Annotated in this window: 21 protein-coding genes and 4 pseudogenes; 19 read left to right on the forward strand and 6 right to left on the reverse strand. The window is 35.9% G+C overall.

Annotation, left to right across the window (positions count from 1 at the left end; all coding sequences use genetic code 11):
• Positions 1-128 precede the first annotated feature (128 nt).
• The 4 genes and pseudogenes from WMO14_RS04635 to WMO14_RS04650 form a co-directional block, all read left to right on the forward strand.
• A complete protein-coding gene (locus WMO14_RS04635) occupies positions 129-3,608 on the forward strand; it encodes a hypothetical protein (RefSeq protein WP_349153348.1) in 3,480 nt (1,159 codons plus the stop codon).
• Positions 3,605-4,450: a hypothetical protein gene (locus tag WMO14_RS04640; protein ID WP_349153349.1), complete on the forward strand. Its 846-nt coding sequence runs from the start codon at positions 3,605-3,607 to the stop codon at positions 4,448-4,450. The genes WMO14_RS04635 and WMO14_RS04640 overlap by 4 nt, the downstream gene beginning before the upstream one ends.
• A 172-nt stretch (positions 4,451-4,622) precedes the next feature.
• Positions 4,623-5,104: pseudogene (locus tag WMO14_RS04645) on the forward strand (PcfB family protein).
• 170 nt (positions 5,105-5,274) lie between these two features.
• A pseudogene (locus WMO14_RS04650) lies at positions 5,275-5,835 on the forward strand (type IV secretory system conjugative DNA transfer family protein); the annotation flags it as partial.
• A 267-nt stretch (positions 5,836-6,102) separates the two neighbouring features.
• Here WMO14_RS04650 and WMO14_RS04655 read toward each other — a convergent pair.
• From WMO14_RS04655 to WMO14_RS04660, 3 genes are all read right to left on the reverse strand, one after another.
• The gene (locus WMO14_RS04655) at positions 6,103-6,273 is read right to left on the reverse strand and encodes a hypothetical protein (protein WP_349153350.1); all 171 of its coding nucleotides are present in this window, start codon (positions 6,271-6,273) and stop codon (positions 6,103-6,105) included.
• 586 nt (positions 6,274-6,859) lie between these two features.
• Positions 6,860-7,141 (reverse strand): MATE family efflux transporter, encoded by a 282-nt coding sequence (locus tag WMO14_RS12910; RefSeq protein ID WP_369431803.1) that lies wholly within the window; start codon positions 7,139-7,141, stop codon positions 6,860-6,862.
• Entirely contained in the window at positions 7,041-7,607 is a 567-nt protein-coding gene (locus WMO14_RS04660; RefSeq protein WP_349153351.1) for an MATE family efflux transporter, read from the reverse strand. Before WMO14_RS04660 ends, WMO14_RS12910 begins: the two co-directional genes overlap by 101 nt.
• 289 nt (positions 7,608-7,896) lie before the next feature.
• On the opposite strand from WMO14_RS04660, the gene WMO14_RS04665 reads away from it, so the two are divergent.
• Positions 7,897-9,264 carry an MATE family efflux transporter gene (locus WMO14_RS04665; RefSeq protein WP_349153352.1) on the forward strand — a complete coding sequence of 456 codons (1,368 nt, stop codon included), beginning with the start codon at positions 7,897-7,899 and terminating at the stop codon, positions 9,262-9,264.
• A gap of 13 nt (positions 9,265-9,277) precedes the next feature.
• Complete coding sequence (locus tag WMO14_RS04670) at positions 9,278-9,865, forward strand: cytidylate kinase-like family protein (RefSeq protein ID WP_349153353.1); 588 nt, start codon at positions 9,278-9,280, stop codon at positions 9,863-9,865.
• A gap of 233 nt (positions 9,866-10,098) precedes the next feature.
• Here the strand turns inward: WMO14_RS04670 and WMO14_RS04675 are convergent.
• A pseudogene (locus WMO14_RS04675) lies at positions 10,099-10,212 on the reverse strand (helix-turn-helix domain-containing protein); the annotation flags it as partial.
• A 27-nt stretch (positions 10,213-10,239) separates the two neighbouring features.
• Here WMO14_RS04675 and WMO14_RS12915 point away from each other — a divergent pair.
• The 6 genes and pseudogenes from WMO14_RS12915 to WMO14_RS04700 all read left to right on the forward strand — a co-directional run bounded on the left by WMO14_RS12915 (position 10,240) and on the right by WMO14_RS04700 (position 15,961).
• Positions 10,240-10,296 (forward strand): hypothetical protein, encoded by a 57-nt coding sequence (locus WMO14_RS12915; RefSeq protein ID WP_369431804.1) that lies wholly within the window; start codon positions 10,240-10,242, stop codon positions 10,294-10,296.
• Between the two features lie 47 nt (positions 10,297-10,343).
• Positions 10,344-10,499 (forward strand): hypothetical protein, encoded by a 156-nt coding sequence (locus tag WMO14_RS04680; protein ID WP_349153354.1) that lies wholly within the window; start codon positions 10,344-10,346, stop codon positions 10,497-10,499.
• An 18-nt stretch (positions 10,500-10,517) separates the two neighbouring features.
• A pseudogene (locus tag WMO14_RS04685) lies at positions 10,518-11,750 on the forward strand (MATE family efflux transporter); the annotation flags it as partial.
• A gap of 291 nt (positions 11,751-12,041) precedes the next feature.
• Entirely contained in the window at positions 12,042-14,102 is a 2,061-nt protein-coding gene (locus WMO14_RS04690; protein WP_349153355.1) for an alpha-amylase family glycosyl hydrolase, read from the forward strand.
• 108 nt (positions 14,103-14,210) lie between these two features.
• Positions 14,211-15,431 (forward strand): hypothetical protein, encoded by a 1,221-nt coding sequence (locus WMO14_RS04695; protein WP_349153356.1) that lies wholly within the window; start codon positions 14,211-14,213, stop codon positions 15,429-15,431.
• Positions 15,432-15,574: 143 nt separating this feature from the next.
• Positions 15,575-15,961, forward strand: coding sequence for a hypothetical protein (locus tag WMO14_RS04700; protein ID WP_022501199.1), 387 nt, complete (start codon positions 15,575-15,577; stop codon positions 15,959-15,961).
• Here the strand turns inward: WMO14_RS04700 and WMO14_RS04705 are convergent, their stop codons facing one another.
• Positions 15,962-16,777, reverse strand: a complete 816-nt coding sequence (locus WMO14_RS04705) for a helix-turn-helix transcriptional regulator (RefSeq protein WP_349153357.1) — start codon at positions 16,775-16,777, stop codon at positions 15,962-15,964.
• A gap of 309 nt (positions 16,778-17,086) precedes the next feature.
• Between WMO14_RS04705 and WMO14_RS04710 the strand changes: the two genes are divergently transcribed.
• From WMO14_RS04710 to bioB, 7 genes are all read left to right on the forward strand, one after another.
• Positions 17,087-19,600 (forward strand): glycoside hydrolase family 31 protein, encoded by a 2,514-nt coding sequence (locus WMO14_RS04710; RefSeq protein ID WP_349153358.1) that lies wholly within the window; start codon positions 17,087-17,089, stop codon positions 19,598-19,600.
• A 136-nt stretch (positions 19,601-19,736) separates the two neighbouring features.
• Positions 19,737-20,768 carry a TRAP transporter substrate-binding protein gene (locus WMO14_RS04715; protein ID WP_090141135.1) on the forward strand — a complete coding sequence of 344 codons (1,032 nt, stop codon included), beginning with the start codon at positions 19,737-19,739 and terminating at the stop codon, positions 20,766-20,768.
• 2 nt (positions 20,769-20,770) lie between these two features.
• Positions 20,771-21,259 (forward strand): TRAP transporter small permease, encoded by a 489-nt coding sequence (locus WMO14_RS04720; RefSeq protein WP_022501203.1) that lies wholly within the window; start codon positions 20,771-20,773, stop codon positions 21,257-21,259.
• A 9-nt stretch (positions 21,260-21,268) separates the two neighbouring features.
• Positions 21,269-22,570, forward strand: coding sequence for a TRAP transporter large permease (locus WMO14_RS04725; protein WP_090141105.1), 1,302 nt, complete (start codon positions 21,269-21,271; stop codon positions 22,568-22,570).
• A gap of 294 nt (positions 22,571-22,864) precedes the next feature.
• On the forward strand, positions 22,865-22,996 hold the full coding sequence (locus tag WMO14_RS04730) for a hypothetical protein (protein ID WP_349153459.1): 132 nt from the start codon (positions 22,865-22,867) through the stop codon (positions 22,994-22,996).
• Between the two features lie 58 nt (positions 22,997-23,054).
• Positions 23,055-23,495, forward strand: coding sequence for a CBS domain-containing protein (locus WMO14_RS04735; RefSeq protein WP_055173901.1), 441 nt, complete (start codon positions 23,055-23,057; stop codon positions 23,493-23,495).
• A 321-nt stretch (positions 23,496-23,816) separates the two neighbouring features.
• Positions 23,817-24,824 carry a biotin synthase BioB gene (bioB, locus tag WMO14_RS04740; RefSeq protein WP_055174297.1) on the forward strand — a complete coding sequence of 336 codons (1,008 nt, stop codon included), beginning with the start codon at positions 23,817-23,819 and terminating at the stop codon, positions 24,822-24,824.
• 129 nt (positions 24,825-24,953) lie between these two features.
• On the opposite strand, the gene WMO14_RS04745 is transcribed toward bioB, so the two are convergent.
• Positions 24,954-25,739: a PocR ligand-binding domain-containing protein gene (locus WMO14_RS04745; protein WP_055173902.1), complete on the reverse strand. Its 786-nt coding sequence runs from the start codon at positions 25,737-25,739 to the stop codon at positions 24,954-24,956.
• Between the last annotated feature and the right edge of the window lie 86 nt (positions 25,740-25,825).

Here is a 25,825-nt window from a genome sequence, read left to right on the forward strand (position 1 = left end):
TCGATTGATATAATATGGCAGTGTGGAGAAATAGCTGAATATAGGAATATTGTTTTTTGTTTTGGATATGATATACTGTTTTATATTATAGAATATACCTTCATTATTATTTATTAGGAGTGGAACGTATGAAAGATATAAATGATTTAATAATTAGGATTAATACTGAAACTTCAATATTTTTTTTGGGACAAGAGTATGAGGAAAGTCAGTATGTTACATCATTGAAAAAGATATTATCGGATCCGCAGAAAAAGATAATATTTCCAGATGAAACAGTAAGACAATATTCAGAGGTAATGGATTCAATTATTGATTATTGTGAGGAAGAACCAGATCAAAAAGAAGGGTTATTAAATAGTGTTGTACAGGCGGAAAAGAACATTGGTGACAATCGTTTTTCTTTATTAAAATCAATGGGGTGGTGTGGAATTGTTACATCGCTTATGAATCAGTTACCGGGATTTTCTGATTTTCGCCCTGTGTTAAATAGAGTGGATATTAAAAACGACTATTTTTCACGTAAAAATCCATGTATAACATATTTATTTGGAAAAGCAGGAAGTGATAAGACTAATATTCCTATGACTTTTGAGGATAAAATGTCTGTACAGGCTAATAAGAATGAATTCTGGAATAAAATTACAACACGTTTAAAAATGAGTGGCGTATTAGTAATCGATGGGTGGAATCCATTTTGTGATTGGTTAACCGTTGATGACTTAAATCCATTGATTTCATTTCCAGAGAATAGTGTGTACATTTTTAGTGCGTCAGATGAAATAAAAAATCTTAGGCAGATAAAAAAACTTGTTTCAAGAAATATAGTTGTTTTGTTTGAAAATAGTTTATTTAACACCCTTTGCCAGGCTGGATATAATAGTCTTGATTTTGGAACAAATAACGATTTTGCGGAAGATGATGACAGTATAGATATTACGATTGATTCGGTATTTGATAAAGCTGAATATACTGTTCAGCATTTAAGTTACCAAATTATTAATCAATTGGATGCTTCTATAAGTGTATTGGATAATACCATTTTGGATAATCCAGATTATATTGACAGAGAAGAATATTTTTTGAGATTTTTATCAACTGAAAATGATATGCCACTTTGGGGCGGATATGCTTCGGGCTTCTATTTTACTAGAGATAAAGATAATGAATTGTTGGAAAAAGTTGAGATGCAATTGAAGAATACGGATCCAGCAAGGAGCCGTGTTGTATTATTAGAGGGGAATAATTCTTCTGGAAAATCTGCTACATTAGGATTTTTGGCATATCGTATTCGGAAAATGAAAAAGTATCCTGTAATATATATTACATCTAGCATGAAGGAAAAAGAACAATATGATGATTTAGAGAGATTAATTAAAAATCATATTAATGCTAAAATGGGGGCTAGGAAGACAGTAATAATTTGGGATAAAAATACCTATGGTAAAGATGATGTCTATGAAAATATGCGAAAAAATCTGGAAGAGTGTAATGTTGTAATCGTAGGGAGTAGGTATATTGTAAATGATAAATCTGAAGAAACAAAGGGAAAATTTCAGATAGTAACTTTAGATGATTATCTGCATGAAGATACGGAAATGATTTCTCTACGTAAAACATTACAGAGTATTTCGGCAAAGTATGCTGACAATTTTGATATGATTGTAAATAAAATTAGTAAAGTTTCTAAAGAGGTAAGGGAATCGGCTAATTCATATCGATTTGATTCTTTTTCTGATAAAGGAAATTGGTTTTTGCTAATATTTAATAGATTGTTTGAAGAACTACGTGATATTCAAAAACGTTCTGTTGGTAGTGAATCAAGTTTAGCTCAGAAAAGCTTTATTAAATATTTGAACGAATATTCGGGTGAAACATATACTCAGGAAACATTTTTGAAAATGTATGAGATGCTCGGCATTTCAAAGCCAGATAATACAAATTATTATAAGGATAGTGTTTCTAAAATATTTAATATGATTGCGGTAGCAGGAAAGTATGGACTAGAGTTACCTGTAATGATTGTTTTTAGAACGTATGAAAGTTTAGTTGGAAATTGGCAAAATTTTATTCAGAATGTGGAACGAAGCAGCGTCATTCGAATGGATTTGCATGAAGATGGTGTAATGATGATTCATTTTCGCAGAGCTTTAGAGGCTTCGTTGTTTTTGGAGCAACAGGCAGATGATTATGAAAAGCTACTTGATATAGAGATTGACAGCCTCCTGACAATAATTCAAAATACTAATTTTTACGATATGGATGGTGTAGATAGTGAGGCACTGCAGGTAGTAAATTTAATAAGAAAATTTGGTCCCAATGGACCGGAACCAACAAAATATAAAAAATATTTTTATAAAATAGCCAAAGTAATTAATGAGATAAATGGAGAAATAAATGATGAAGCAATACTTGTTGCCAGTCACATGGTTAGGGAGGCTTTCGATGGCGATCCAAAGAGCAGTGATGATAATAAGATATTGTTAGATGCGAGAACCAGGCTTAGAAAAGCTATTAATCAATATGGCAATAAGTCTAAATCACAACAGTTAGTTAGACTAAAAGTTGAATTATCAGCCAATTTGCTAAAGAGTATATCTGCTGAGGGATGTATTACTTCGGAAGAGCGTAAAATTTTTAATGAAATTGAAACGTATCTAGAATCTGCTATGCAAACAAATATTACAAGGTTTTCAGCTGGAGTTTTTCTTGATGCTAGCTTGAGAGTTTATGATATTGAGAATAATAACCGAAATAAAGCAAGAATTTTGAGCCGTATGTTACAAATTGTCGATGATGTAAATGATATGAAATTTTCAGCTTTTGGAGAAAATATTCATGATAAAATGCTTACGGTCTTATCGTATGCAAAAAAATATGATGAAATAGAAGATGAAAATAAAAGACTATTAGCAGAAGGCTCGGATGTAGGGATTTATAGGAAAGCAATGACAATATTAGGTGATTATTCCCCTGTAGATATTCCAAACGAAAATGAGAAGAAGAGAATACTAAACGCAATTGAAGTATTGGAAGAAAATTTTCAGATTGTAAAAAATAAGCCAAGATCATTATATCTTTACATTAGGTTATTATGGCTTCAATTGACTGGTAAACCACCATTTACAGAAAAACAATTTGTATCCTTGCAAGATAAGGAATGGCATAAACTTAGCTACTTGTGTGAATGTTATGTAAATAATGAGGAAGCACAGAGAAAGCCTTTTCCATTCTTCATTATGGAGATGGATAAATTTCGTACTGGAAATATAAGGGCGTTTAAAGAAATCATAGAAATAACGCGCGAGTACAAAAATCATTTTTCTGCATATATAACATATGCCATTTTATGTGATGAAAGTGCTAATCCTATTAAAGAGGAGATTGAAGTAAAACGAAGCTCTAATAGAAGATCGGTATTCTCAGCAACTTTCACTAATTCAAAATATGAAGGCGTGGAAGCTCATTTTAAAGATTCAAATTTTAAAGATATCATTAATATCTATGATGGAAAAAAGATTAAACCGGCACTAATCGGCTTTAACTTATATGGTGTTGTTGTTTATGGTGAAAATGATTTATATAGCCAGATAGGGGGGAAAAAATGATGGTTGCTCCTATCTATTCGAATGACAAGATAATAAATGATGAAAAATTGCAAAGAAATATTATTTCACTACTGTCTGAAAATACTGTAAAGGATTTAAATAGCAAATTAACATTTGTAGATCATGGTATATATATCTTCTCTCAATACAGAGAAAAGAGATATATTATCAATGATTATGCCGAAAACATTTTTTGGAATATGGTTAGCCGATTATATGTTTTGTTGCATGACTGTGGATTGGATGTATTGCCATATTTTTTGGAAGTGGTGCAAGCTGATGGAAAACAAGTCATAAAGCCATATCCAGTTACTCCTAATAGTGATATACAGCAATTTGAACGGGCAACGGAATTTATTGAAAATATAAAAGTATTGCGGCATTCTGAACAGCACAATATGAAACCGGACAGTGTTATAGATAAAGGAAAAGAAAGGAAACGGGAAAAGATATTATGTGGAATATTAAATAAAAAAATTCCTCAAACAGAATCGGATTGGGAGAAATGTATCCAGTGGATTACAAACAACTGTAGTAATTTGTATTGTTTATTAAATAAAAGGTTAGTTTTTTTAGAAGAAGAAGCAACAGAAGCACAGAAGAATTTTCTATTAGGTGGATATTATGGTTGCTTGGAAAGATATTTTAATAGAATTCTTGTTTCTGTGATTGCAGAAGTGCTGCGAAAGCGCCATAAAGTATATAATGAAATATATATTGAAGCAATTGCCAAAGAAAAAAGCAAAGAAATTGTAGAAAAATCAATTGAATTACTAAAGAGTTCAGTAAAAAGTGTGGATCCTTATAAAGTAATTTTACAAGCTGTTGATTATTACATATAGTAAAAAGTGTATTGAAAAGTCATGGTAAATATACTATGGCTTTTTCTTATGTCAAAATATACTTTCCGACAAATTGTCGGGAGGTGGAAAGGAACCAGAATGAAGCAGTATATACACCACCTGCTGGTACCTCCGTGAAAGAGACCGGCAGGCAGAAAGGAGGTCTTGCAAAATGGAAGAAGAGGTTACCCAGAGGACGATTGCTTTATCCATCAGAACAGCAAAGCTTATCGGTAACGTGCTGCGTGCTGCGTTGCGGAAGTTTCTTGCGGCACAGCACCAGAAAGGGAAAAATCCTTATAAGCAGGGAAAACAGACGGTTAAAGAGCTGATCGGACAGAATGCCGGTGTTTCTAACATTGAAATCAACGATGCAACATCAAGTCTTTTGAACGTGTGGCGAAAAAGTATGGGATTGATTATGCCATAAAAAAGGATAAATCGGAAAATTCTCCGAAATATCTTGTGTTCTTCAAAGGATGGGATACGGATGTACTGAACCAGGCGTTCAAGGAGTATGTCGGAAAGCAGATGAAGCAGAAGGATAAGCCTTCCATTATGGAAAAACTTACCCATTTCAAAGAGGTTGTTGCAAAAGGCAAGAACCGGGAGCGGGCCAAAGAACACCAGAAGGACAGGGGGCAGAGCTTATGATGAATTTAAAGCCGGATGCTCTCAGCAGCCGGAAAAAAGGTGAAAAAGGGCATCGAAGCCGTGCATCGCCGGAACAGAAATCAAAACAGTTCAGCTTTTCCATTCCGGAAGACAGCATTCCCGGAAAAGTGATTGCGGATGTGCGGGCATTTGTGCAGGAAAAGATCAACATTCTGCAGTCACTGGATAAGAAAAAATTGTTTCTCACAAATTTTCCTTATCTGATATGCGGCTATTTTACTGATAATATTGCATGGCTCTACCGGGTCAGTGATGGAGCAACCGGGTGGGATAAGCTGATGGAAACTTTAAACTATTTTGATCGTGCATTTGCAGATCCATTTCCCAGCGTGTATTACATGGATCTGCTTTATGGATTTGCCGGTGGTGTGGTAATAAAGATAATCGTGTATTACAGATCAAAGAACGCCAAGAATTACCGGCAGGGTGTTGAGTATGGTTCTGCCAGATGGGGAACGGAAAAAGATATTCAGCCATACAAAGATCCGGTGTTTGAGAATAATATCATTCTTACAGAAACGGAATGGCTGATGATGTCCGGCAGGCCGAAGAACCTTAAATTTGCCAGAAATAAAAATATTCTGGTGATCGGCGGTTCCGGTTCAGGCAAGACTCGGTTTTTTGTAAAACCGAACCTGATGCAGATGCACAGCTCTTATGTGGTCACAGACCCGAAGGGGACTGTTTTAGTGGAGGTGGGAAAATTGCTTGCTATTAAAGAAATTTCCTTTTATTACAGTACAGGAGGAAAAGTTAGAATAATATATATGGTTTGTGTGTGACAATCATCAAAGAAGACGAAGAGCCGATGCACTTGTAAACTGTTTTTTACCTTTTAGGTTACAAACAATCATATTATAAGTGATTGCAATTCATGTATATGAAGTACAAAAATCTATTCTCCGATCTTAGAAGGATCTGCTTGTGGAAAGCAGGTTTTTTTTATACAACAAAAGCTGGCATAACCGCCAGCTTTGTTACTGTTCAGAATCATCCAGATTATCTATTGCATATTCACAGCATTGAACGACTAATTGATTAAGAGAAATATTTTTATCAGAAGCCAATTTGTTAAGCTGTTCTAAAAGCTCAACAGGCAATCTAAATGTTCTGTTTTCGTATTCTTGTTTTTTAATCTTAAATTTCATATAAATCACCCACTTATATTTTAGTGTAAAAATACTTAATAATATACGCTTATATTTACAATGTAAAATAATGTGCAAATAACACGTTGATAATTAAAAATTAGTGAATTATAATGTATACAGAAATAAAAAAGAATGAAAAAAGTTATTTTCGGTGTTGTTTGTAGCAGCGCAGCAACCAGAATAACTGCTGCCACAGAACCAGAAAAAACCGCACAGGCAAATAATTGTCATTAAATGTTTATCATTTGAATATATCAGATAAAAGAAAGCTGGGGTAAATGCCAGCTTTTTTAATGCCCGAAAATCCATAATACATATGCGTTGTCTGGCATATTAGATAAGAACAAATTAAAATGTGTTTTGGCTTGTGAAAGATTGGCGGTCATCAGATTAATGGTTCCAAAAAAACTGTTGTAAAGTGTTCGGTTTTTACAACAGTCTGTTTCATGTATAATTCAATTTTGGTGTAACTACACAAGGCAAATTATGCAAAGACGATAGTAAAGGTCAAGGTATTCCAACGGAAAACCGAAGAAAAATCTAAAGAGGGTTAGGGATACTTCCCTATGGAAATTATTTTTGATTAGTTAAAGGTTTTTAGCAATTTATGTGATATGCAGTAACTGTATATGCAGGCAACTGTCTCTGCAATCCAGAATGCATACCAGCCGTGTGTGCTACCAAGAGTTTTTATTAAAAACCATAGGCACGGAATTAGCAAAACTAACTGACGGATAGCTGCACTGATCATATTAACTATACCATTACCTAGTCCGGAAGCAAAGTATCCGCATAAAATTGTGACAGCGGCAAATACAAAGGAAATGGAAATAATCCTGAGTGCCGGAATGCCAAGCACCAGCATTTCCGGGCCTGCGGAGAATAGCTGTAATAATTGTTTTGGTAAAGTACAGAAGATTATTGTTCCGCATAAAGCGATTACTTAACAGCATACTGTTTACAACAAAAGTCATAATGCTTCCGATTGCCTGCATGATAATGGTTGGAAGTCCTACGCGGTAAATGTCCGCGACATCCTGCCAGGCTTCCGCTGCTTTGTGTTGTCCAATTTTACGGGAGAGTAAGGCATTTAAACCTACAGCAGTTCCGACTCCGACAGCAATCATCAGAAATTGGATAGAATATACTAAAGATGCCGCAGTTAAAGCAGTTTCGGATAATTTTGCTACAAACATACTGTCAACAATGTTATAAAGAGATTGTACAAGCAGAAAAAATAAGCGTGAAATCGGTGAGGATAAGCTGTTCCTCGTGATTTCACGCTTTAAAAGCCGGCTTGGTTTCTTTATTTCATGTCTATTATAATGCATAAAAGAGAAAAAATGCAAGAAAATTTTTGTTTGACATTTTTTAAAAAGAAAAATATAATAATTTCTAAACGAGTGGCAGACTAGCGTAAATCCAGTTTTGCTGCTCGTTTTTTTGTGCGCATGCTGTCGCACATTATGAAAATATATAATGCATTTTAAAGTGTGTAGCTTATCAGCGTAAGTCCAGCTTATGAGGTAAGTACACACTTTTTTTATGCAAAACAAGGAGGCTAAATCCTCTCCTCACTAAGGGGTTCGGATTTTGCTTCGCAAAACAAGGAGGATTAAGATGGCAGAAAGTAACAAGATGAAGGAGATGTCGGTAAATAAGCTCATGGTTCAGATGGGAATACCGATGATCTTATCTATGGCATTGCAGGCGGTTTACAACATTGTAGACAGTGCCTTTGTTGGAAACATGAGATCAGGAAGTGAGGCGGCACTTAATGCATTTACACTGGTATTTCCGGTTCAGATGCTTATGGTAGCAGTTGGAATCGGAACAGGTGTTGGAACAAATGCACTTCTTGCAAGAACACTTGGACAGGGAAATGGTAAAAAAGCAGCAAAAGTTGCGGGAAATAGTTTGTTTCTTGGAGTGATTATTTATGCTGTGTGCCTGTTGTTTGGATTTTTTGGAGTAAGGGCATATATTTCATCACAGACAATTGACCCTGAAGTTATATCAATGGGAACAGACTACTTAAGAATATGTTGCGTAATTTCATTTGGAATTATTTTCTTTTCATTATTTGAAAAACTCTTACAGGCAACAGGACGTTCACTATATTCTACAATCGGCAAGGTTGTGGGTGCAGTGGTGAATATTGTTCTTGATCCGATTATGATTTATGGTATTGGACCTGTTCCTGAAATGGGAGTGAAGGGAGCTGCATATGCAACTGTTATTGGACAGGTTGTGTCTGCAATATTATTGTTTATATTTCATATGAAAATGAATAAGGAATTTGAACATGATGTAAAGTATATGAAGCCGGATAGTGGAATAATCAAGGAAATATATGCAATTGGACTTCCTGCAATTATTGCACAGGCACTTATGTCAATTATGGTATATGTGATGAATTTGATTTTGAAATTCAGTCCTTTTGCACAGACAGCATATGGATTGTTCTATAAAGTACAGCAGTTTGTATTATTCCTTGCCTTTGGGCTTAGAGATGCAATCACTCCGATTATTGCATTTGCTTATGGAATGAGAAGTAAAAAGAGAATTCAGGATGGAATCAGGTATGGACTGATCTATACCGTTGTATTAATGATTCTAGGAATTGCAATTACTGAAATTTTTCCTGGAGCTTTTGCAACTTTATTTAATGCAGGACAGTCAAGGGAATATTTTATCGGAGCAATGAGGATAATCTCAATAAGCTTTCTGTTTGCAGGAATAAATGTTGCTTATCAGGGAATTTTTAAGGCACTGGATGGTGGTATTGAATCATTGGTTATCTCTCTTCTGAGACAGCTTATCATTATCCTGCCACTGGCTGAAATTCTTTCTGTGTTTGTCAAAAATGGTCAGATGGGAGTTTTCCTGATCTGGTGGGCATTTCCAATAACTGAGGTTATTTCATGTCTGGTAGGATATGTATTTTTAAAGAGAATCAGAAAGAATAAAGTAGATGTTTTGAATTAAGGAGGAATAAAAAATGGCTAAAAGAATTATTACAATCAGCAGGGAATTTGGAAGTGGTGGACGTTTTATCGGTGAAGAAGTGGCAAAGAAACTTGGAATTACATATTATGACAAGGATATTATTGGACAGATTGCAGAACAGTCAGGATTGTCACCAGAGTACATTAAGGAAAATGCAGAGTTGTCTCCAAAGAAAGGTTTATTTGCATATGCCTTTGCCGGACGTGACATTACAGGAAAGTCCATAGAAGATATGGTATATGAAGCACAGAGAAAAGTTATTTTGGAGTTGGCAGGAAAGGAGTCTTGTGTAATCGTTGGAAGAAATGCTGATTACATTCTGAAAGACAGGGATGATGTGTTAAATGTGTTTATTCATGGGGATATGCCGGAAAAAACACAGCGCATCATGGGCTTATATAATGTTGAAGAGAAGGAAGCTGTCAAAATGATGGCAGACACAGATAAAAGACGTATGACAAATTATAACTTTTACACGGAGCAGAAATGGGGGAAAGCCAGTAATTATACGTTGTGCCTGAACAGTTCACAGCTTGGATATGCCAGGTGTGAGAAGATAATTATGGAATGCAGTAAATAACCAGAAGTGATAATTATATGATGTGATATATCTGTAAAAACAGGAGGACAATAGGTAATGCTAGAAAAATACAGAAAATCAGCAACATAGTCTCTTCATTTTAGTGTGACTGGAGATGGTATCAGAGATTTTATTTCCAGTATTATTGCAGTTATATCAGTATTGGTAATATTAGTAGGAACTTATATGACGTCAAGAGAAATCAAAAATTGTAAATGATAAATTGTAAAGTATTGTGCAATGTCCGCTCCTTTTGTGTTGACTTTGTAATTTTTGCAGGTGTACTGGAACTAATCCAGAAACAGTTCATATTGTTTCAACATTAACAGCAGTAAGTCTTTGGAAAATATTGTTGGGATACCATCAGCATTGTGGTGGAAATAATGCGTACAGCTATCGCAATCTACTTTGCATACAGAATTAAATTATAAAATTTGCAAATGTTTATTGACTCTACAACCGATATAGAGTTTATGATATGCTCATATCAGATAAGAAAGAGGAAAATGCTGTGGAAAAAAATCTTACAACTGGAAGTGTATTCAAAAATGTAATTTTGTTTTCCCTTCCATATCTGCTTTCCTATTTTTTGCAGACACTTTATGGAATGGCAGATTTGTTTATTATTGGGTAATATGATGGTGTAGCAAGCACAACTGCGGTATCTGTCGGTTCGCAGATCATGCATATGATTACTGTTATGATTGTAGGTCTTGCGATGGGAACAATAGTAAGTATTGCACAGGCAATTGGAGCTGATAATAAAAATCAGGCATCTAAGGCAGTTGGTAATACCATAGTTTTATTCATGGGAGTTGCTATCGTTGGAATGGCATTGTTGCTTATGCTGGTACACCCCATTGTATCAGTAATGTCTACCCCTGCGGAGGCTGTAAATGGTACGGCCATATATCTGACAATCTGTTTTATTGGTATTCCATTTATCACGGCGTATAACATCATCAGCGCCATTTTCAGAGGTATGGGAGACAGTAAAAGTCCGATGTATTTTATAGCCGTGGCATGTATTGCAAATATTGTATTTGATTATGTTTTTATGGGAGCACTTAAACTTGGTCCTGCGGGTGCTGCACTTGGAACGACTATTTCACAGGCAATCAGTGTGTTGGTATCAGTGATTGTTATTATAAAAAGAAAAAGTGTTGTGCTAAGTAAGAAAGATTTCAAACCTTATCGTGAGGTAATGGGGAAAATATTATATATCGGTATTCCAATTGCTGTGCAGGATGGCCTGATTCAGGTTGCTTTTATTGTGATAACGATTATTGCAAACCAGAGAGGATTAAACGATGCAGCGGCCGTCGGCATTGTAGAGAAAATTATAAGCTTTCTGTTTCTGGTTCCGTCTTCTATGTTATCAACTGTTTCAGCTCTTGGGGCACAGAATATCGGAGCAAATAAACCAGAAAGAGCAATTGCAACACTGAGGTATGCTGTGTTGATTGCAGTTGTATTCGGAATATTGGCAACTATTACAATTCAATTTACAGCCGGATTGATAGTCGCTTTATTTACTGATGGAAATACATCAGCTGGAGCAGATGTGATAAGGCTTGGCAGTCAGTATTTGCGAGGCTATATTTTTGACTGCATTTTTGCAGGTATTCATTTTAGCTTCAGCGGTTATTTCTGTGCTTGTGGAAAATCCGGATTGTCATTCTTACATAACATTCTGGCAATTGTACTGGTTCGTATTCCGGGAGTTTATCTGACATCAAGGCTATTTAAGACAACATTGTTACCGATGGGACTTGCAACAGCAGCCGGTTCGTTGTTATCAGTTTTTATCTGTGTGATTGCGTTTTATGTCATATACCATAAAGAACCGATAAGGAAGGATCATCATTTCTTCGGATATCATTAAGTTCGTTATTAAGATGTTCTGCCTACTGACGCAGAACGTCTTCTTTTGTTTGATAATTTTTATAAAGGGAGAATTCTATATCGTTCGTGTCGAAAAAATGTCATTTCACGCAGATGGCATTTTTTTAAATGCCTTTTATTGTAGAATATGATGTAAGTAAGATACAACGTATTTTTATAATAGTTTTACGAATCGTTTTACGAATCAATTATTATAGTGTTTTATAATGTTAAAAATATTGTAAAAATGTTGTCAAAAATACAAGAAGTGCGATAAAAGGAGGAAGAGTTTATGAGGTATTCAAACTTAAAAAAGCTTGCTGCGGTAGTATTATCTATCGGAATGGTATTTTCAAGCAGTGCTGTGACTGGTTTTTCAGCAGATAACAGCAAAATGATACCTACGATTGTTGAGAGCTCATATAGCCAGGCGGCAGCAGTTATGGATGAAGAATATGCCTATGATGGAACATATGTTGATAACTGGGGGGATACGCGTAAGGGTAGTCAGCTTGGAGTGACATATACAAAGGATGCAACAGAATTTAATATATGGGCCCCTGCGGCAACAGGTGTAAAAGTTAATATTTATGAAGCAGGTGCGGGTAATGCTAGTAATGCCTGTAAGATAGGATCTTATACATTAGAGAAGGTGTCTAGCAGTAAAGAATGGAATGGTATATGGACTATAACGCTTTTAGGTGATTGGGGTGACTTATATTATGATTATGCGATTACCACAACAGCTGCTTATAATAATGACAGCAATCAAACACAAACATATAATATTCAGGATCCATATTCGGTTGCTGTCAGTGAAGATGGAAAGTATTCATATATTACAGACACTTCTACAATATCACCTGAAGGTTGGGATAACGACAGGCACGTATATGTTGATTCAACAAAAGCCAATACTGTTTACAGGATAAGTGTCAAGGATTTTTCATCAGATTCTGAATCGGGTATGACGGCTGGTGGAAAGTATAGTGCATTTACGCAAAAGGGTGCAAAAGTAAATAGTGCGGGAGAGCTTGTATCAGGTATCGATTATTTGAAGGAGCTCGGTGTTACGACAGTACAGCTTGCACCGTTTGCGGATTATGAGGCTGACAGTGAATATGAGATTTTAAATTATAATGCACCTGAGACAAGTTATGCTTCCAATCCGTCGGACTGCAAGACTGTAATAAAAGAATGTAAAGAGATGATTCAGGCACTCCATAGTGCAGGATTTTCTGTTGTGATGGAGATGCCTTATACGCATGCTTCAGAGGAAAATTCTCTTGAAAAGTCAGTTCCGGGCTTTTTTTACAGAATAAATAATTCCGGAGGCAGGTATACAACAAATACTGGATATGGCAATGAGTTTGCCACAGAGCGCAAGATGTACCGTATTTATATGGTTAATTCCATGAAATATTGGGCAGAGGAATATCATGTGGATGGATTTTCGCTGGATTTGATTGACTGTGTAAATATGAAATACAGAGGTACATCTCAAGTAAATAAATGGCTGGATGATATAAAGAAATCATTGGCAGAGGAAGATGAAAATCTGGTTATCTGGGGAGATAATTATACCAAAGAAGAAAGGCAGAATAAGACTTCAGTTTATGATGAAATTATTGGTACAACAGGTGGTACTTATGGCGATAGAAATGAAAAAGCCGTAAAAATCTATAAGCAGAAAGCAGCAATGAAATATGCCACGCCGGGAACATTGTTTATGGATGGCGGAGAGGAAATGTGTAACAGCGTTAAAGAAACAGGCAGCAGTTGCCTTGAATGGAAGGATTCGGCAAATTACGCAGATGTAGTCTCATATTACAGAGGACTTATGCAGATACGAAAAGCATTTTCACCGCTTGCGAATAGTCAGGAAATAACAGATTCGGAAGCTTATGTGCTTACAGGTACCAAAGCTGATGAATGGGACACTATGGCAGTATTAAATAATGATTCAGATGTGGCAAAAGAAATCACAATTCCGGTTCAGACAAGAGCTGCCGCAGACTGGGTTGTTATTGCTAACGGTGAAAGTGCAGGAGTTACATCGCTTGGTGAAGTGTCTGGCTCAGTTGTAAATGTTCCTGCATATACTACAATGATTCTTGTAGATAGGGAAAGCTTTGAGGCTGTGGCTGTAACCTCAGACAAAGGAAAAGTAATTGTTAATTATGTTATAAAAGATAGTGGGCAGAAGCTATGTGAATCGATTACACTTCAGGGTACATATGGAACGAATTATGCGGTGCCTGATAATATTAAGATTCCATCAGGATATGCTTTTTTAAGTCAAATAGGCAATAAAAGGGGTGTGTATACATCAGATACACAGACAGTTACATAGTATTATGAAGCGATAGATCCAGATACAGTAGTATACGGAATTAAAAATAATGGAGTGTACTGTAAGAACGCAAAGTTTAAAGTAAATTCTTCTGATTATACACAGGTAATGGCAGGAAATAAAATACTTACACCTGATGCGGATGGTGCTTATACTGTGTCTGCGGCAGATGGCACACAGACAATAGCATTGACAGATAGTGAAGGATATAGCATTTATCTGTCTATTACAGTAAATGCAGACCACACAATAAATAACAGCGACTGCACGAAGGAATCGACCTGCTCTGTCTGCCAGCAAACATTTCCGGCACAGACAAGTCATAGGTTTAGTGCCAACTGGACAAAAGACGATACTAGTCATTGGAAGGTGTGCGAGAATGACGGCTGTACGGTAACAACAAAAAAAACAAAACATAGCGGTACAGATGATGGCGATTGTACAACGCCTGTAATATGTGAATGTGGTGAGGTTGTTACAGTAGCAGAGGCAGAACATACATATGATGAGTGGAAGTCAAATGGTAATGGTACGCATACCCACAAATGTATAACTGCAGGATGTACAAAAGTAGAAACAGAAAACTGTGCGGGAGGAGAGGCAACATGTAAAAAGAGAGCCGTCTGCACAGAATGTAATGCAGAATACGGCACATTAAACCCTGCAAATCATAACGGCAATGAAGTATGGGAACAGACAGCAGAAACACATCAGAAAAAATATGACTGCTGCGATAAGGAAGTATCAGTAAGTGAAGCACATGATTGGGAAAATGGTGTGTGCAAAGTTTGTAATTATCAGTGTGGACATACAGGAGGAAATGCAACTTGTGTGAAAAAAGCGTTGTGTACAATATGTGGTGAAGAATATGGCACTTACAATATGAGTATACATGAAGACTTGCATTTAGTAGCGGCAAAGGAAGCTACTATGACAGATGAAGGAAATATTGAATACTGTTATTGTAATGCTTGTGACAGATATTACATCAGGCAGGATGGGCTTGTTGAAATTGAAAAATCACAGACTGTTATTGCAAAGCTTAAAGATACAACACCACCGGCAGATGTAACACCACCGGCAGATGTAACGCCACCGGCAGATGTAACACCACCGGAAGATATAACACCACCGGCTGATACAACATCACCAGCCGATATAACACCTGCGACCGATACGGATAAAGAAGCTAAGGCAGAAGCAGTAAAAGAACAGACTCCTGGTACGGGAGATGACAAACGTACATTAGCATGGCTTCTTATGTTTGTAATAGGAGGAGCAGGAGTAATAGTATTTGGTAAGAAAAATAAGTTTACAGATAAAATTTAAAATGGAGTAAAATAATAAATTGCTGGAATTCTGGTTCATTTATAGAATCTGAGTTCCAGCTTTTTGTATAAGACAAAAATTTTGTGTTATAATGTTTTACAGGATTTTTGATGGAATATTTATTTACGAGGAGGAAGCAAAGGGTGGATGAATTGAAGTGCAATAATTGTAAATATAAAACTAATGTATCCAATACAGAGGAAACAGGAACTGCAATATGTTCATATCCGCAAGGCGAATGGTTTGTTGTAAATGTTGAAGATAGCTGCCATTATATTCCTGAAAAAAAGGAGCTTACCTGTGGAGATTGTTCAAGACTGAATGAAGATACCGGCTGCTTTGCCTGCCAGGAAACGGATAGTGCAATGTATAATGGACATTTGTGTATTGGATTTATAGATAAAAGGGAAGAGGAATTCAACAGCATACTTATGTTTTGGAAGGTACAAGGTTTATATGACCGGGAAAAAATAAATAAATTACTAGATGATTTCGAACAGTCATATGACAGGCTTTTTAATCAGGAGTAATTAATTCTTTGCATGTAACTTCTTATACTGCGAAGGATTTACTCCGGCTATTTCTTTAAAAACGCGGTTGAAGTGTGTGAGGTTGGAAAATCCGGTCAGTGTTGCAACCTCGGTGACATTCTTATCAGTTTCCTTGAATAAACGTTCTGCGTTCATTATGCGTGTGCGTTTTATATAGTCAACAACAGTACGGTTAGTATTTTTCTTAAATTCACGACAAAGATAGTAAGTACTTATATGAAACATATCTGCAAGAACATCAAGTGATATGTCGTGTTCATAGTTGTTGTTGATATAGTTAATAATCTGCGTTGTTCTATTATGTCTTTCAATACCAATGGTGCTCTCTTTCATTCCAAGAACTGTAATAATTATAAGATTCACAAGTGCTTCCATCTGTTCCTGCTTGTATGCTGAGGCAGAGTTCTGGGCTTCAAGAAAATAGTACATAAGCCTTCTTAACTTTTTTAATGATTCAGTATCAGACTTGTATACACAGTATGAGTCTGCAAGCTTCTGCCTCAGGGCATCTGATGAAATTATGTCCGGTCTGAAATAAAGTACAATCCTTGAAAATGTGCATCCTTGTTCACTGTAGGAACGATGCATAGTCTGAGGTGGGAATATAATACAATCACCAGCCTCGGTTTTATACAATTTATCGTCTATATAGTGATATCTTTCACCATTATCTAAAAAATACAATTCATAATAATCGTGATAGTGCGAACGTGTCATATTATCGTTGACGCTGGCCGTATGTGCTGCAGCTATGGATTCACCAAGTGACATAAGGTTCTGTGCTACATCTATCATAATAATCTTCTCCAATTCTATGCTTATTAAGAGCTGTTCTAAAGCTGCTCTTAACATATTCCCAGATATATTAACCGTGTAATAATTGTTTATATAAAGCAATATTTATACATTTCACAACTGTATAGTTATATTTAATATATTATAAGTAGTATACAACTAAAAGCTTGAAAGTGCAAGAAATGTAAAAAAACCAATTTATCCTGTCAATATCTGTATAGTTTTAATTATTGAATAGTTGTATAAATTAATTATAAACAAAACATAAACAAGAGATTATCAGATTACTGAAAGGAGATAAAAAATAATATGAGAATATGTTATAAGGCAGGAAATGTAACCTATAACACTAACTATTATTCGGTTATTACAGATTCAGTAGAAATAAGAATATGGTTTCTCACAGATGAAATAATCAGAATAAGAGCCGGCTTTGATGGAGACTGGGATGAAGCTTCATATAGTCTTGCTATGACAGCATGGGACTCAAGAACAGATGAGTTTTTAAAGGGCTATAGAAAAAGAGTTGAAGTGGCATACTCAGAGCTTGTGGATGGAGCTGACAAGGCAGTTATTTGCGGAAGTAAGCTTCGTATAGAAATTGAAAAGAATCCATTCCGTATATGTGTATATGATAAAGATGGAACATTATTACATGCAGATATTACAGATCTTGCATATAGAGAGGATTCAAATAAAAGGCGGATACATACAAGCCAGATAGAAGCGGATGACTACTTTTATGGCTTTGGTGAGAAAGGGGGAGATATTAATAAGGCTGAAAAGTATATGAATATGGCTCCTGGTGATGCAATGGGCTATAATCCTAAGGAAACAGATTCGTTGTATAAGCATATCCCATTTTATATAAAGCTTTCAGGCTCAACCCATAAGGCAGTTGGATATTTCTATCATACAACAGCAGAATGTGACTTTAATATGGGACGTGAAAAGAGAAATTACTGGCATCGTTACTCAAGCTTCAGATCAGATGCCGGAGATATAGATCTCTTTCTTATAGCAGGACCTTCAATAGGAGAAGTAATAAGCAGATATACAGATCTTACAGGCAAGTCAATACTTCTTCCAAAGGCAGCACTTGGATATCTTGGTTCTTCAATGTATTATCCAGAGCTTCCTAAGGATTGTGATGATGCGATACTTGAATTTATAGATACTACCAGAGAAGAAGGAATTCCTGTAGACGGCTTCCAGCTTTCATCAGGATATTGTGCAGTAGAGACAGAGCAGGGAATTAAAAGATGCAGCTTTACCTGGAATTATAAAAGATTCAAGAATCCAGAAGAATGGTTTGCAAAAATGAAGGAAAAGGGCATAGTTGTTTCACCTAATGTCAAACCTGGAATGCTCCTGGTTCATCCGTATCTGGAGGATATGAAGAAAAAGGATATGTTTGTATATGACAGCATAAAGGATGAACCCGGTAAAGGTACATGGTGGGGTGGAACCGGAATATTTGTAGATTTCACCAAAGAACAGACAAGAGAATACTGGAAAGAATACCTGAAAGAGGGACTTATAAAGTATGGCTGTGAATCAGTATGGAATGATAACTGTGAATATGATTCTATGGTTGATAAGGATGCAAGAGTGTATTTTGAAGGTAAAGGAAGTACTATTGGTGAGCTAAAGCCGGTAATGAGTAATATCATGTGCCAGCTCTCTAATGAGGCAGTAACGGAATATAATGAGAATATAAGACCATTTTCAGTATGCCGTTCAGGACACGCAGGTATACAAAGATATGCACAGGTGTGGGCAGGCGACAATCTTACATGCTGGGATGCATTAAAGTATAACATAGCAACTATACTTGGCATGGGACTTTCTGGCGTTGCAAATCACGGCTGTGATGTAGGTGGATTCTATGGAGAGTCACCAGAGCCTGAGCTTTTTGTAAGATGGGTGCAGAATGGTGTGTTCATGCCAAGATTTTCAATACATTCAGTAAATACTGATAATACAGTTACAGAGCCATGGATGTATAGTGGCATGAAGGATTATATTAGAACTGCAATTAAACTTAGATATTCTATGTCTCCTTATCTTTATTCGCTTGAATACAGAGCACATAAGACAGGACTTCCTATTATGCAGCCAATGTTTATGGTATTCCAGAACGATAGTAATACATATAATGAAGGCGTGGATTTTATGTGGGGCGATTCATTACTTGTAGCAAATGTTGTAGAAAAGGGTGCAGAGATAAGAGAGGTATATTTACCTGATACAGGAGATAAAAATATACGTTTTTATGATTATTATACCAGAAACGAATATGAAGGCGGCAAGACTATAAATGTACCGGTGGATATAAGTTCAATTCCAATGTTTATAAAGAGTGGAGCTATTATTCCGATGGCTGCTAATGAACTTAACAATCTTATGAATGATAAGGTTGATTCACTTCATATAATAATGGCACCTGATATAGATTCTTCATTTACTATATATGATGATGATGGAAAAACTAATGATTATAAGAATGGCAGCTACTTAAAAACTGATATTAGAGTTAAAGCTGGTGCGAAGACATATATCGATTTTGAATATGAAGGCAGTTATGAGAACACAGTAGAAACAATGGAACTTGATGTGATACATAGGGAGAAAGCACCATTCTATGTACAGCTTGATGGAAAGGAAGTGCCACATTTCCTTCATAGAAGAAAATACGAGGAAAGTGACATTGGATGGTATTACAGCCAGACTAAGAAATCAGTGCAGGTAAAGTATCCTAATCCAAAGAAAAACCATCAGGTGCTTATATCATTTGAAGTCTTTGATATGATTGGAATGTAATAGCATCAGGCAAAAGCAGGCTGTTACGAAACAGGAGAAATAGTGTAATTCACAGCTTCAGGTTATTGTGCATAAGACCAGTAGCTGACATATAAAAAATGAGTGCACAGAAATGAGGTATAATATGTTGAAAAAAATGAAAAAATATATTGCTGTTTTGCTTACAGTTACACTTATATGTTCATTTGGGCTGACAGGCTGTGGAACAAATAGCGCATCAAACAGTAAGGAAGCTACCGCAGAAAATCCTATGGTATTAACGCTGGCACATGGTTTGTCAGAAAGTCATACAGTACATATAGCTATGCTGCAGTTCGCAGAAGAGGTTAAGCAGAAGACTAACGGAAGAATAATAATCAAGATATTCCCTAATGGACAGCTTGGTTCAGAGACAGAGAATCTTGAGCAGCTTCAGGCAGGTGTTATTGCTATGACAAAAGTATCAGCACCAGGTCTTGCAACATATAATGATGCTTATAATACATTTGGTCTTCCTTATATATTTAGTAATATTGATGAGTTTTATAAAATAATGGATTCTGATAAAATGCAGGATTTCTTCCTGTCATCAGAAGATGATGGATTCGTAACCTTAACATACTTTACATCAGGCTCCCGTTCATTCTACACAAAAGATAAGCCTATACGTAAGCCAGAGGATCTTAAAGGAATCAAGATACGTGTTCAGGATATGAAGTCACAGACGGATATGCTTACAGCACTTGGTGGAACACCGGTAGCAATGTCCTATGGTGACATATATACATCCCTTTCAACAGGTATTATAGATGGAACAGAGAACAATGAAACAGCGCTTACAACAGGTAAGCATGGTGAGATATGTAAGGTGTATTCGGTTGATGAGCATGCCATGATACCTGATGTTATGGTTATGAGCTCAAAGGTATGGAATAATATAGAGCCAGATGATCAGAAGATTATACTGCAGTGTGCAAAGGATGCTACACAGTCTCATAAGGTTATGTGGGATAAGGCAATAGATGAGGCAGTAGCACAGGCAAAGGATATGGGTGTTGAATTTATTTATGATGTAGATAAGGAAGCATTCAGAAGTGCAACAGCAGGTCTTGTTACCGAGTATAGAAATAAGTATACAGGTGTTGCAGCTTTACTTGACAGAATAGATGAGATAAGGAAAGGAGAGTAACTATGATTAATATACTTGTTAAAGTTAAAAATGTTATGAATAAGATATTATCAGCAGCGAGTGTTGTTCTGCTTGTGTTTATGACTTCGTTAGTATTATGGCAGGTGTTTACAAGATATGTGCTTGGCAAACCAGCAGCATTTACAGAAGAACTTGTTAAATACTCACTTATGTGGACAGCCTTTATAGGTGCTGCATATGCTTTCTTTACAAGAGATCATATGTCACTCACTATTATTAAAGATAAGCTCACAGGTAATAAACGAAAAATATTATTACTGGTTATAGATGTACTTATTCTTTTACTTGCAGTGTTCGTGTTTGTAATTGGTGGATTTAAGCTGGCAATGTCAGCAAGGGCAGAGTATTCAGCACTTCTTGGTATTCCAAGAACACTTGTATATGCGGTATCCCCTGTTTCAGGTATCTTTATAGTAGTTGCACAGATTATTAATATATATGAAGACTTAACCGGTGTTAAGGTAGAATAGGAGGTAAATATGAGTATTGCAGTAACTACAGTAATATTATTTGTTGTATTCGGTGTACTTCTGTTTTTAGGGGTTCCTATTTCAGTAAGTATTATTGCTTCGTCAATTGTAACTGCCATGTCAACGCTGTCATGGGATCAGATAACATTCATAACCATGCAGAAAATGAATTCGGGTGTTGAAAGCTTTTCGCTTTTAGCAGTTCCATTATTCATCCTTGCAGGTAATATTATGAATAATGGTGGTATAGCCAAGAGACTTATTAACTTTGCACAGATATTCGTAGGAAAGATTCCAGGAAACCTTGCACAGGCTAATATTCTTGCAAATATGCTCTTTGGTGCATTATCTGGTTCATCAGTAGCAGCAGCTTCTGCAATAGGAGGATGTATGAGTCCTATTGAAAAAGAGCAGAAGTATGATCCTGCTTATGCGGCAGCAGCTAACATAGCCTCAGCACCAACAGGACTTCTTATTCCACCTACATCGGCATTCATTGTATATTCAACAGTTGCAGGTGGTGTATCTATATCGACATTGTTTATGGCAGGCTATGTACCTGGAATATTGATGGGTGTTGTATGTATGATAGTCGCCTTCATTGGTGCAAAGAAGTTAGGCATAAAGGCTGTTGGAAGAGATAAGTCAGTAAGTATTTTAAAGATATTTGTTGATGCTATCCCATCATTACTTCTTATAATAATTGTTATTGGTGGTATTGTATCAGGTATATTTACAGCAACAGAAGGTGCTGGTATTGCAGTTCTGTATTGCCTCATACTTTCTATCATATACAAGAGCATGAATTTTAAGACATTTGTAGAAATACTTAAGAAATCAGCTAAGGTGTCAGGAGTAATTCTTTTCCTTATATCAGCATCATCAGCTATGTCATTCGTTATGGCTTATTCTGGAATACCAGCAGCCATAAGTAACGGATTATTAAGTATTTCAACTAATAAGGTTGTAATATTCTTATTAATGAATATTATACTTCTGGTTGTTGGTATGTTTATGGATATTACACCAGCTATACTTATATTTACACCTATCTTCCTTCCTATCGCACAGAGCTTTGGAATGACAGATATCCAGTTTGGTGTAATGCTTATATTCAATATGTGTCTTGGTAATATTACACCACCTGTTGGTTCTGTATTATTCGTAGGCTGTGGTATTGAAAATGTATCAATCGAGAAAGTAACACCTAAGCTTATACCTTATTTTATTGGTTTAATTATATTACTTATGCTTATTACATTTATTCCAGAGCTGTCACTTGGAGTACCAAAGCTTATGGGATTGATTTAGTATAAAATAACAAGACTTTTTTCCTAATATTATATAAAACAGACATCCGGCCAGGTCGCTTGATAGGACCTGGTCGGATGTTTTGTTAGCTATCTTAGAATTCTGTTTTATTATTTATTTTGTGTTATAATAAGTTTTATATTTTTATATTTTTGGATTTTTAGATTTTTGTTGAAGCTTTGTCTGTTACAGGGTGCAGGAAAAGACAATTTTAAATGGGCATACAGACGGCTGACAACACAATGGAAATAAATAACGAATGTAAGAAAAGGAATTAACAGAATGTTATATATAATGAGATATGGGAAAACAGACTGGAATGTACAGCATAAGCTGCAGGGAAGAATAGATATACCAAATAATGAAAAATATATGAAAAATGTACAAAATACATATGTGAAACTATTCTTATATGCTACAATATAATAACAAGATGTGTTAATAACTATACAACAACTTTTAGTGGGTAAGAATGGAGAGAAGTATGAATATATCGTTTTTTTTACAACCAAAGTGCAAGGTAGCATATATTTACAATGATGACACAATAAGACAGGGATTACAGAAGATGAATTATTATGGCTATTCTGCAATTCCTGTTCTTGATGAGAATGAGCATTATGTTGGGACAATCACGGAAGGTGATTTCCTTTGGCATATATGCAGAATTAAACAGAATAACGCGATGGAAGTTGATATAAAGGAATTAGAAAAGCAGAGAGTTAACGAGCTTTATTTCAGACGTAATTATCCAAGTGTTAATGTGGATACATCGATGGAAGCATTGATTGAAAGAATATCTAATCAGAATTTTGTTCCAGTTGTAGACGACAGAGGTGTATTTATAGGAATTATAACAAGAAAAGATGTAATTACATATTTGTCTACCAAGAAGAAAGAGCAAGTGTTTCAGAAGATTTCTTAGATGTTAGGCTGAGTAGATTAATTAAGTAATGATATTTATGGTGGTATATAATATTCTATATTAGAATGTGATGATTTTTAATAGTAGTATTATTAAAATATTAATTTTAATAGTGTGTAATTATAATCTTATAGTGTGTAATTGCAACAAGGAAATGTCAACATTAACTATAATTGGGTTGACATTAACAAGCTGAGTAACTATACTTATGCGTATGCACGGGGGTTAAAGGATAAGGCTGCTTATTGATAGAATTATTCATTTTACCAGAGTTAGTATTAATTCAATTAGTGTGCAGGAACGGAGTAAAGTATGGGCGTTATGCAGAATGTTACAGAAAATATTAATGTTGGGAAATTATTAGATAATTGGGACGAAACACACGAATTAACCAAAGATGAGGCACTTGCAATTCTTAATTGTGATGATGTATGTCTTGACAAGCTTATTGAAACAGCGTATGCGTTAAGACTTAAATATAAAGGAAAGAAAGTAAGCATACAGCTTCTTACTAATGTCAGAAGTGGTAACTGTTCACAGAATTGTGCTTACTGTGCCCAGTCGTGTGAGTCCCAGGCTCAGATAGAGAAATATAAAAGAGTATCAGACGAGAAGTTGTATGGAGATAATGACCTTGTAGATAATAAACATCTTGCGAGACATTGTATTGGACTTAGCGGTATAAGCTTTACAGATGCTGAGATAGAAGATTTAGCCGGACGTATAAGAAAGATGAAGAAGAATGATACCCAGATATGCTGTTCTATTGGATTTCTTACAGAAAAGCAGGCTTTAATGCTTAAGGAAGCAGGACTTAACAGAATTAACCATAACCTTAACAGCAGCCGTAGATTTTATCCCAATATATGCACAACACATACATATGACCAGAGAATTAATAATATAAGAATGTTAAAAAGAATAGGTTTTGAGATGTGCTGTGGCGGTATTATCGGAATGGGCGAGAGCAGGGAAGATGTTGTAGATATGCTTATGGACGTAAAGGAAATCAATCCAGAGTCAGTGCCAATTAATTTTCTTCTTCCAATAAAGGGAACAAGGCTTGCAGACAGAGATATATCAGGACTTACACCACAGTATTGTCTTAAGGTGTTATGCCTTGCAAGATTATTAGTTCCTAAGTCAGACATAAGATGTGCGGCTGGACGTGAAGTATACTTTAAGGGAATTGAGCCAACATTATTTAAAGTTGTAGATTCAATATTTGCTTCTGGTTATTTAACAGCAGATGGACAGGGAATAGATGATACTATTAAGATGATAGAAAATGCAGGATTTACGGGTGAGATAGAGAGTAAAGACTGTTAATAGACTTATAGGACAAGATATGTTGATAGAACAGCCGCCAGCCTTTGAAATTAAATGGTTGACGGCTGTTTAATCTTTTTAATTAAATACATCATTGAAATAGGACATATTATTTTTGCCCATTAATTATTACTGTTTGTTAGTTCTATCAAGTGCAGTAATTGTCTTAGTGGCTGTGTTGAGTGCTTTCGTAATTGCACTGCTGGCTTCGCCCATACCTTTGGCAAGCTTCTGTACTTCTTCAGCAACTACAGCAAAGCCTTTTCCAGCATCACCGGCTCTTGCAGCTTCAATGGAAGCATTAAGTGCAAGTATATTCTGTCGTTTGCTGAATCCGTCTATTAATTTGACCTTGTCATTGGCTGTAGCAAGCTGGCTTGCGGCGGCACTAATTCCTGTTGTAAGTTCATTTAGAATAGTTGAGTTCTGGCGGGCAGTGTAGCTTGCACGGACAAACATATTGATAACATCGCCCAGCAGATTGGCAGAAGCGTCAATCTCCTCTTTAGTACGCACGTTTACTTTTTGCAGAGCCTTGATGTACTTATCTTCATTAATTCCAAGTTCACGTGCTGTTGCCCTGAACCTTTCTTCGTCTGGGTTCTCAGGAAGAACCTGTCCGCCGATAATACTTCCAAGAACAGTTCCATCATCAAGAGTAATAGGAATACCGAAATCAACTAATCCTGCATGACAAGGATAAACGCCATTACCATCACGGTCACACTGCTCACATCTCTTGCGGCCTTCAGTACTTCCTCTGGTAAGATCGATGCAGAATTCAGTGAAATTATAACATTCGCTTATGTACTTGCCGTCTGCACCTACAGCAACAGTTGCCAGCCCGGTACTCTTTGCCCAGTTAGACATAATCTCTTCAAATTTGACCATATCACAAAAATCCTGAATCCTCATAATTAAATCCTCCAATTAAGGTTTTTATATTTTTTATATTATACTATATTGTCGGTATATTTACATTATATATTAATCGCAAATTC

Origin of the sequence: Lachnospira rogosae (ex Hitch et al. 2025) (assembly GCF_040096455.1) — a bacterium.
GTDB lineage: Bacteria > Bacillota > Clostridia > Lachnospirales > Lachnospiraceae > Lachnospira > Lachnospira rogosae.

Bases quoted from the DNA above. Each gene is read 5' to 3' on its own strand.
- WMO14_RS04690 (WP_349153355.1), top strand. From the start codon at position 12,042: ATGAGGTATTCAAACTTAAAAAAGCTTGCTGCGGTAGTATTATCTATC.
- WMO14_RS04715 (WP_090141135.1), top strand. From the start codon at position 19,737: ATGAAAAAATATATTGCTGTTTTGCTTACAGTTACACTTATATGTTCA.
- WMO14_RS04720 (WP_022501203.1), top strand. From the start codon at position 20,771: ATGATTAATATACTTGTTAAAGTTAAAAATGTTATGAATAAGATATTA.
- WMO14_RS04705 (WP_349153357.1), bottom strand. From the start codon at position 16,777: ATGATAGATGTAGCACAGAACCTTATGTCACTTGGTGAATCCATAGCT.
- WMO14_RS12910 (WP_369431803.1), bottom strand. From the start codon at position 7,141: ATGCTGGTGCTTGGCATTCCGGCACTCAGGATTATTTCCATTTCCTTT.
- WMO14_RS04660 (WP_349153351.1), bottom strand. From the start codon at position 7,607: ATGCATTATAATAGACATGAAATAAAGAAACCAAGCCGGCTTTTAAAG.
- WMO14_RS04635 (WP_349153348.1), top strand. From the start codon at position 129: ATGAAAGATATAAATGATTTAATAATTAGGATTAATACTGAAACTTCA.
- WMO14_RS04655 (WP_349153350.1), bottom strand. From the start codon at position 6,273: ATGAAATTTAAGATTAAAAAACAAGAATACGAAAACAGAACATTTAGA.
- WMO14_RS04640 (WP_349153349.1), top strand. From the start codon at position 3,605: ATGATGGTTGCTCCTATCTATTCGAATGACAAGATAATAAATGATGAA.
- WMO14_RS04735 (WP_055173901.1), top strand. From the start codon at position 23,055: ATGAATATATCGTTTTTTTTACAACCAAAGTGCAAGGTAGCATATATT.
- WMO14_RS04730 (WP_349153459.1), top strand. From the start codon at position 22,865: ATGAGATATGGGAAAACAGACTGGAATGTACAGCATAAGCTGCAGGGA.
- bioB (WP_055174297.1), top strand. From the start codon at position 23,817: ATGCAGAATGTTACAGAAAATATTAATGTTGGGAAATTATTAGATAAT.
- WMO14_RS04665 (WP_349153352.1), top strand. From the start codon at position 7,897: ATGGCAGAAAGTAACAAGATGAAGGAGATGTCGGTAAATAAGCTCATG.
- WMO14_RS04680 (WP_349153354.1), top strand. From the start codon at position 10,344: ATGCTCATATCAGATAAGAAAGAGGAAAATGCTGTGGAAAAAAATCTT.
- WMO14_RS04710 (WP_349153358.1), top strand. From the start codon at position 17,087: ATGAGAATATGTTATAAGGCAGGAAATGTAACCTATAACACTAACTAT.
- WMO14_RS04670 (WP_349153353.1), top strand. From the start codon at position 9,278: ATGGCTAAAAGAATTATTACAATCAGCAGGGAATTTGGAAGTGGTGGA.
- WMO14_RS04725 (WP_090141105.1), top strand. From the start codon at position 21,269: ATGAGTATTGCAGTAACTACAGTAATATTATTTGTTGTATTCGGTGTA.
- WMO14_RS04745 (WP_055173902.1), bottom strand. From the start codon at position 25,739: ATGAGGATTCAGGATTTTTGTGATATGGTCAAATTTGAAGAGATTATG.
- WMO14_RS04695 (WP_349153356.1), top strand. From the start codon at position 14,211: ATGGCAGGAAATAAAATACTTACACCTGATGCGGATGGTGCTTATACT.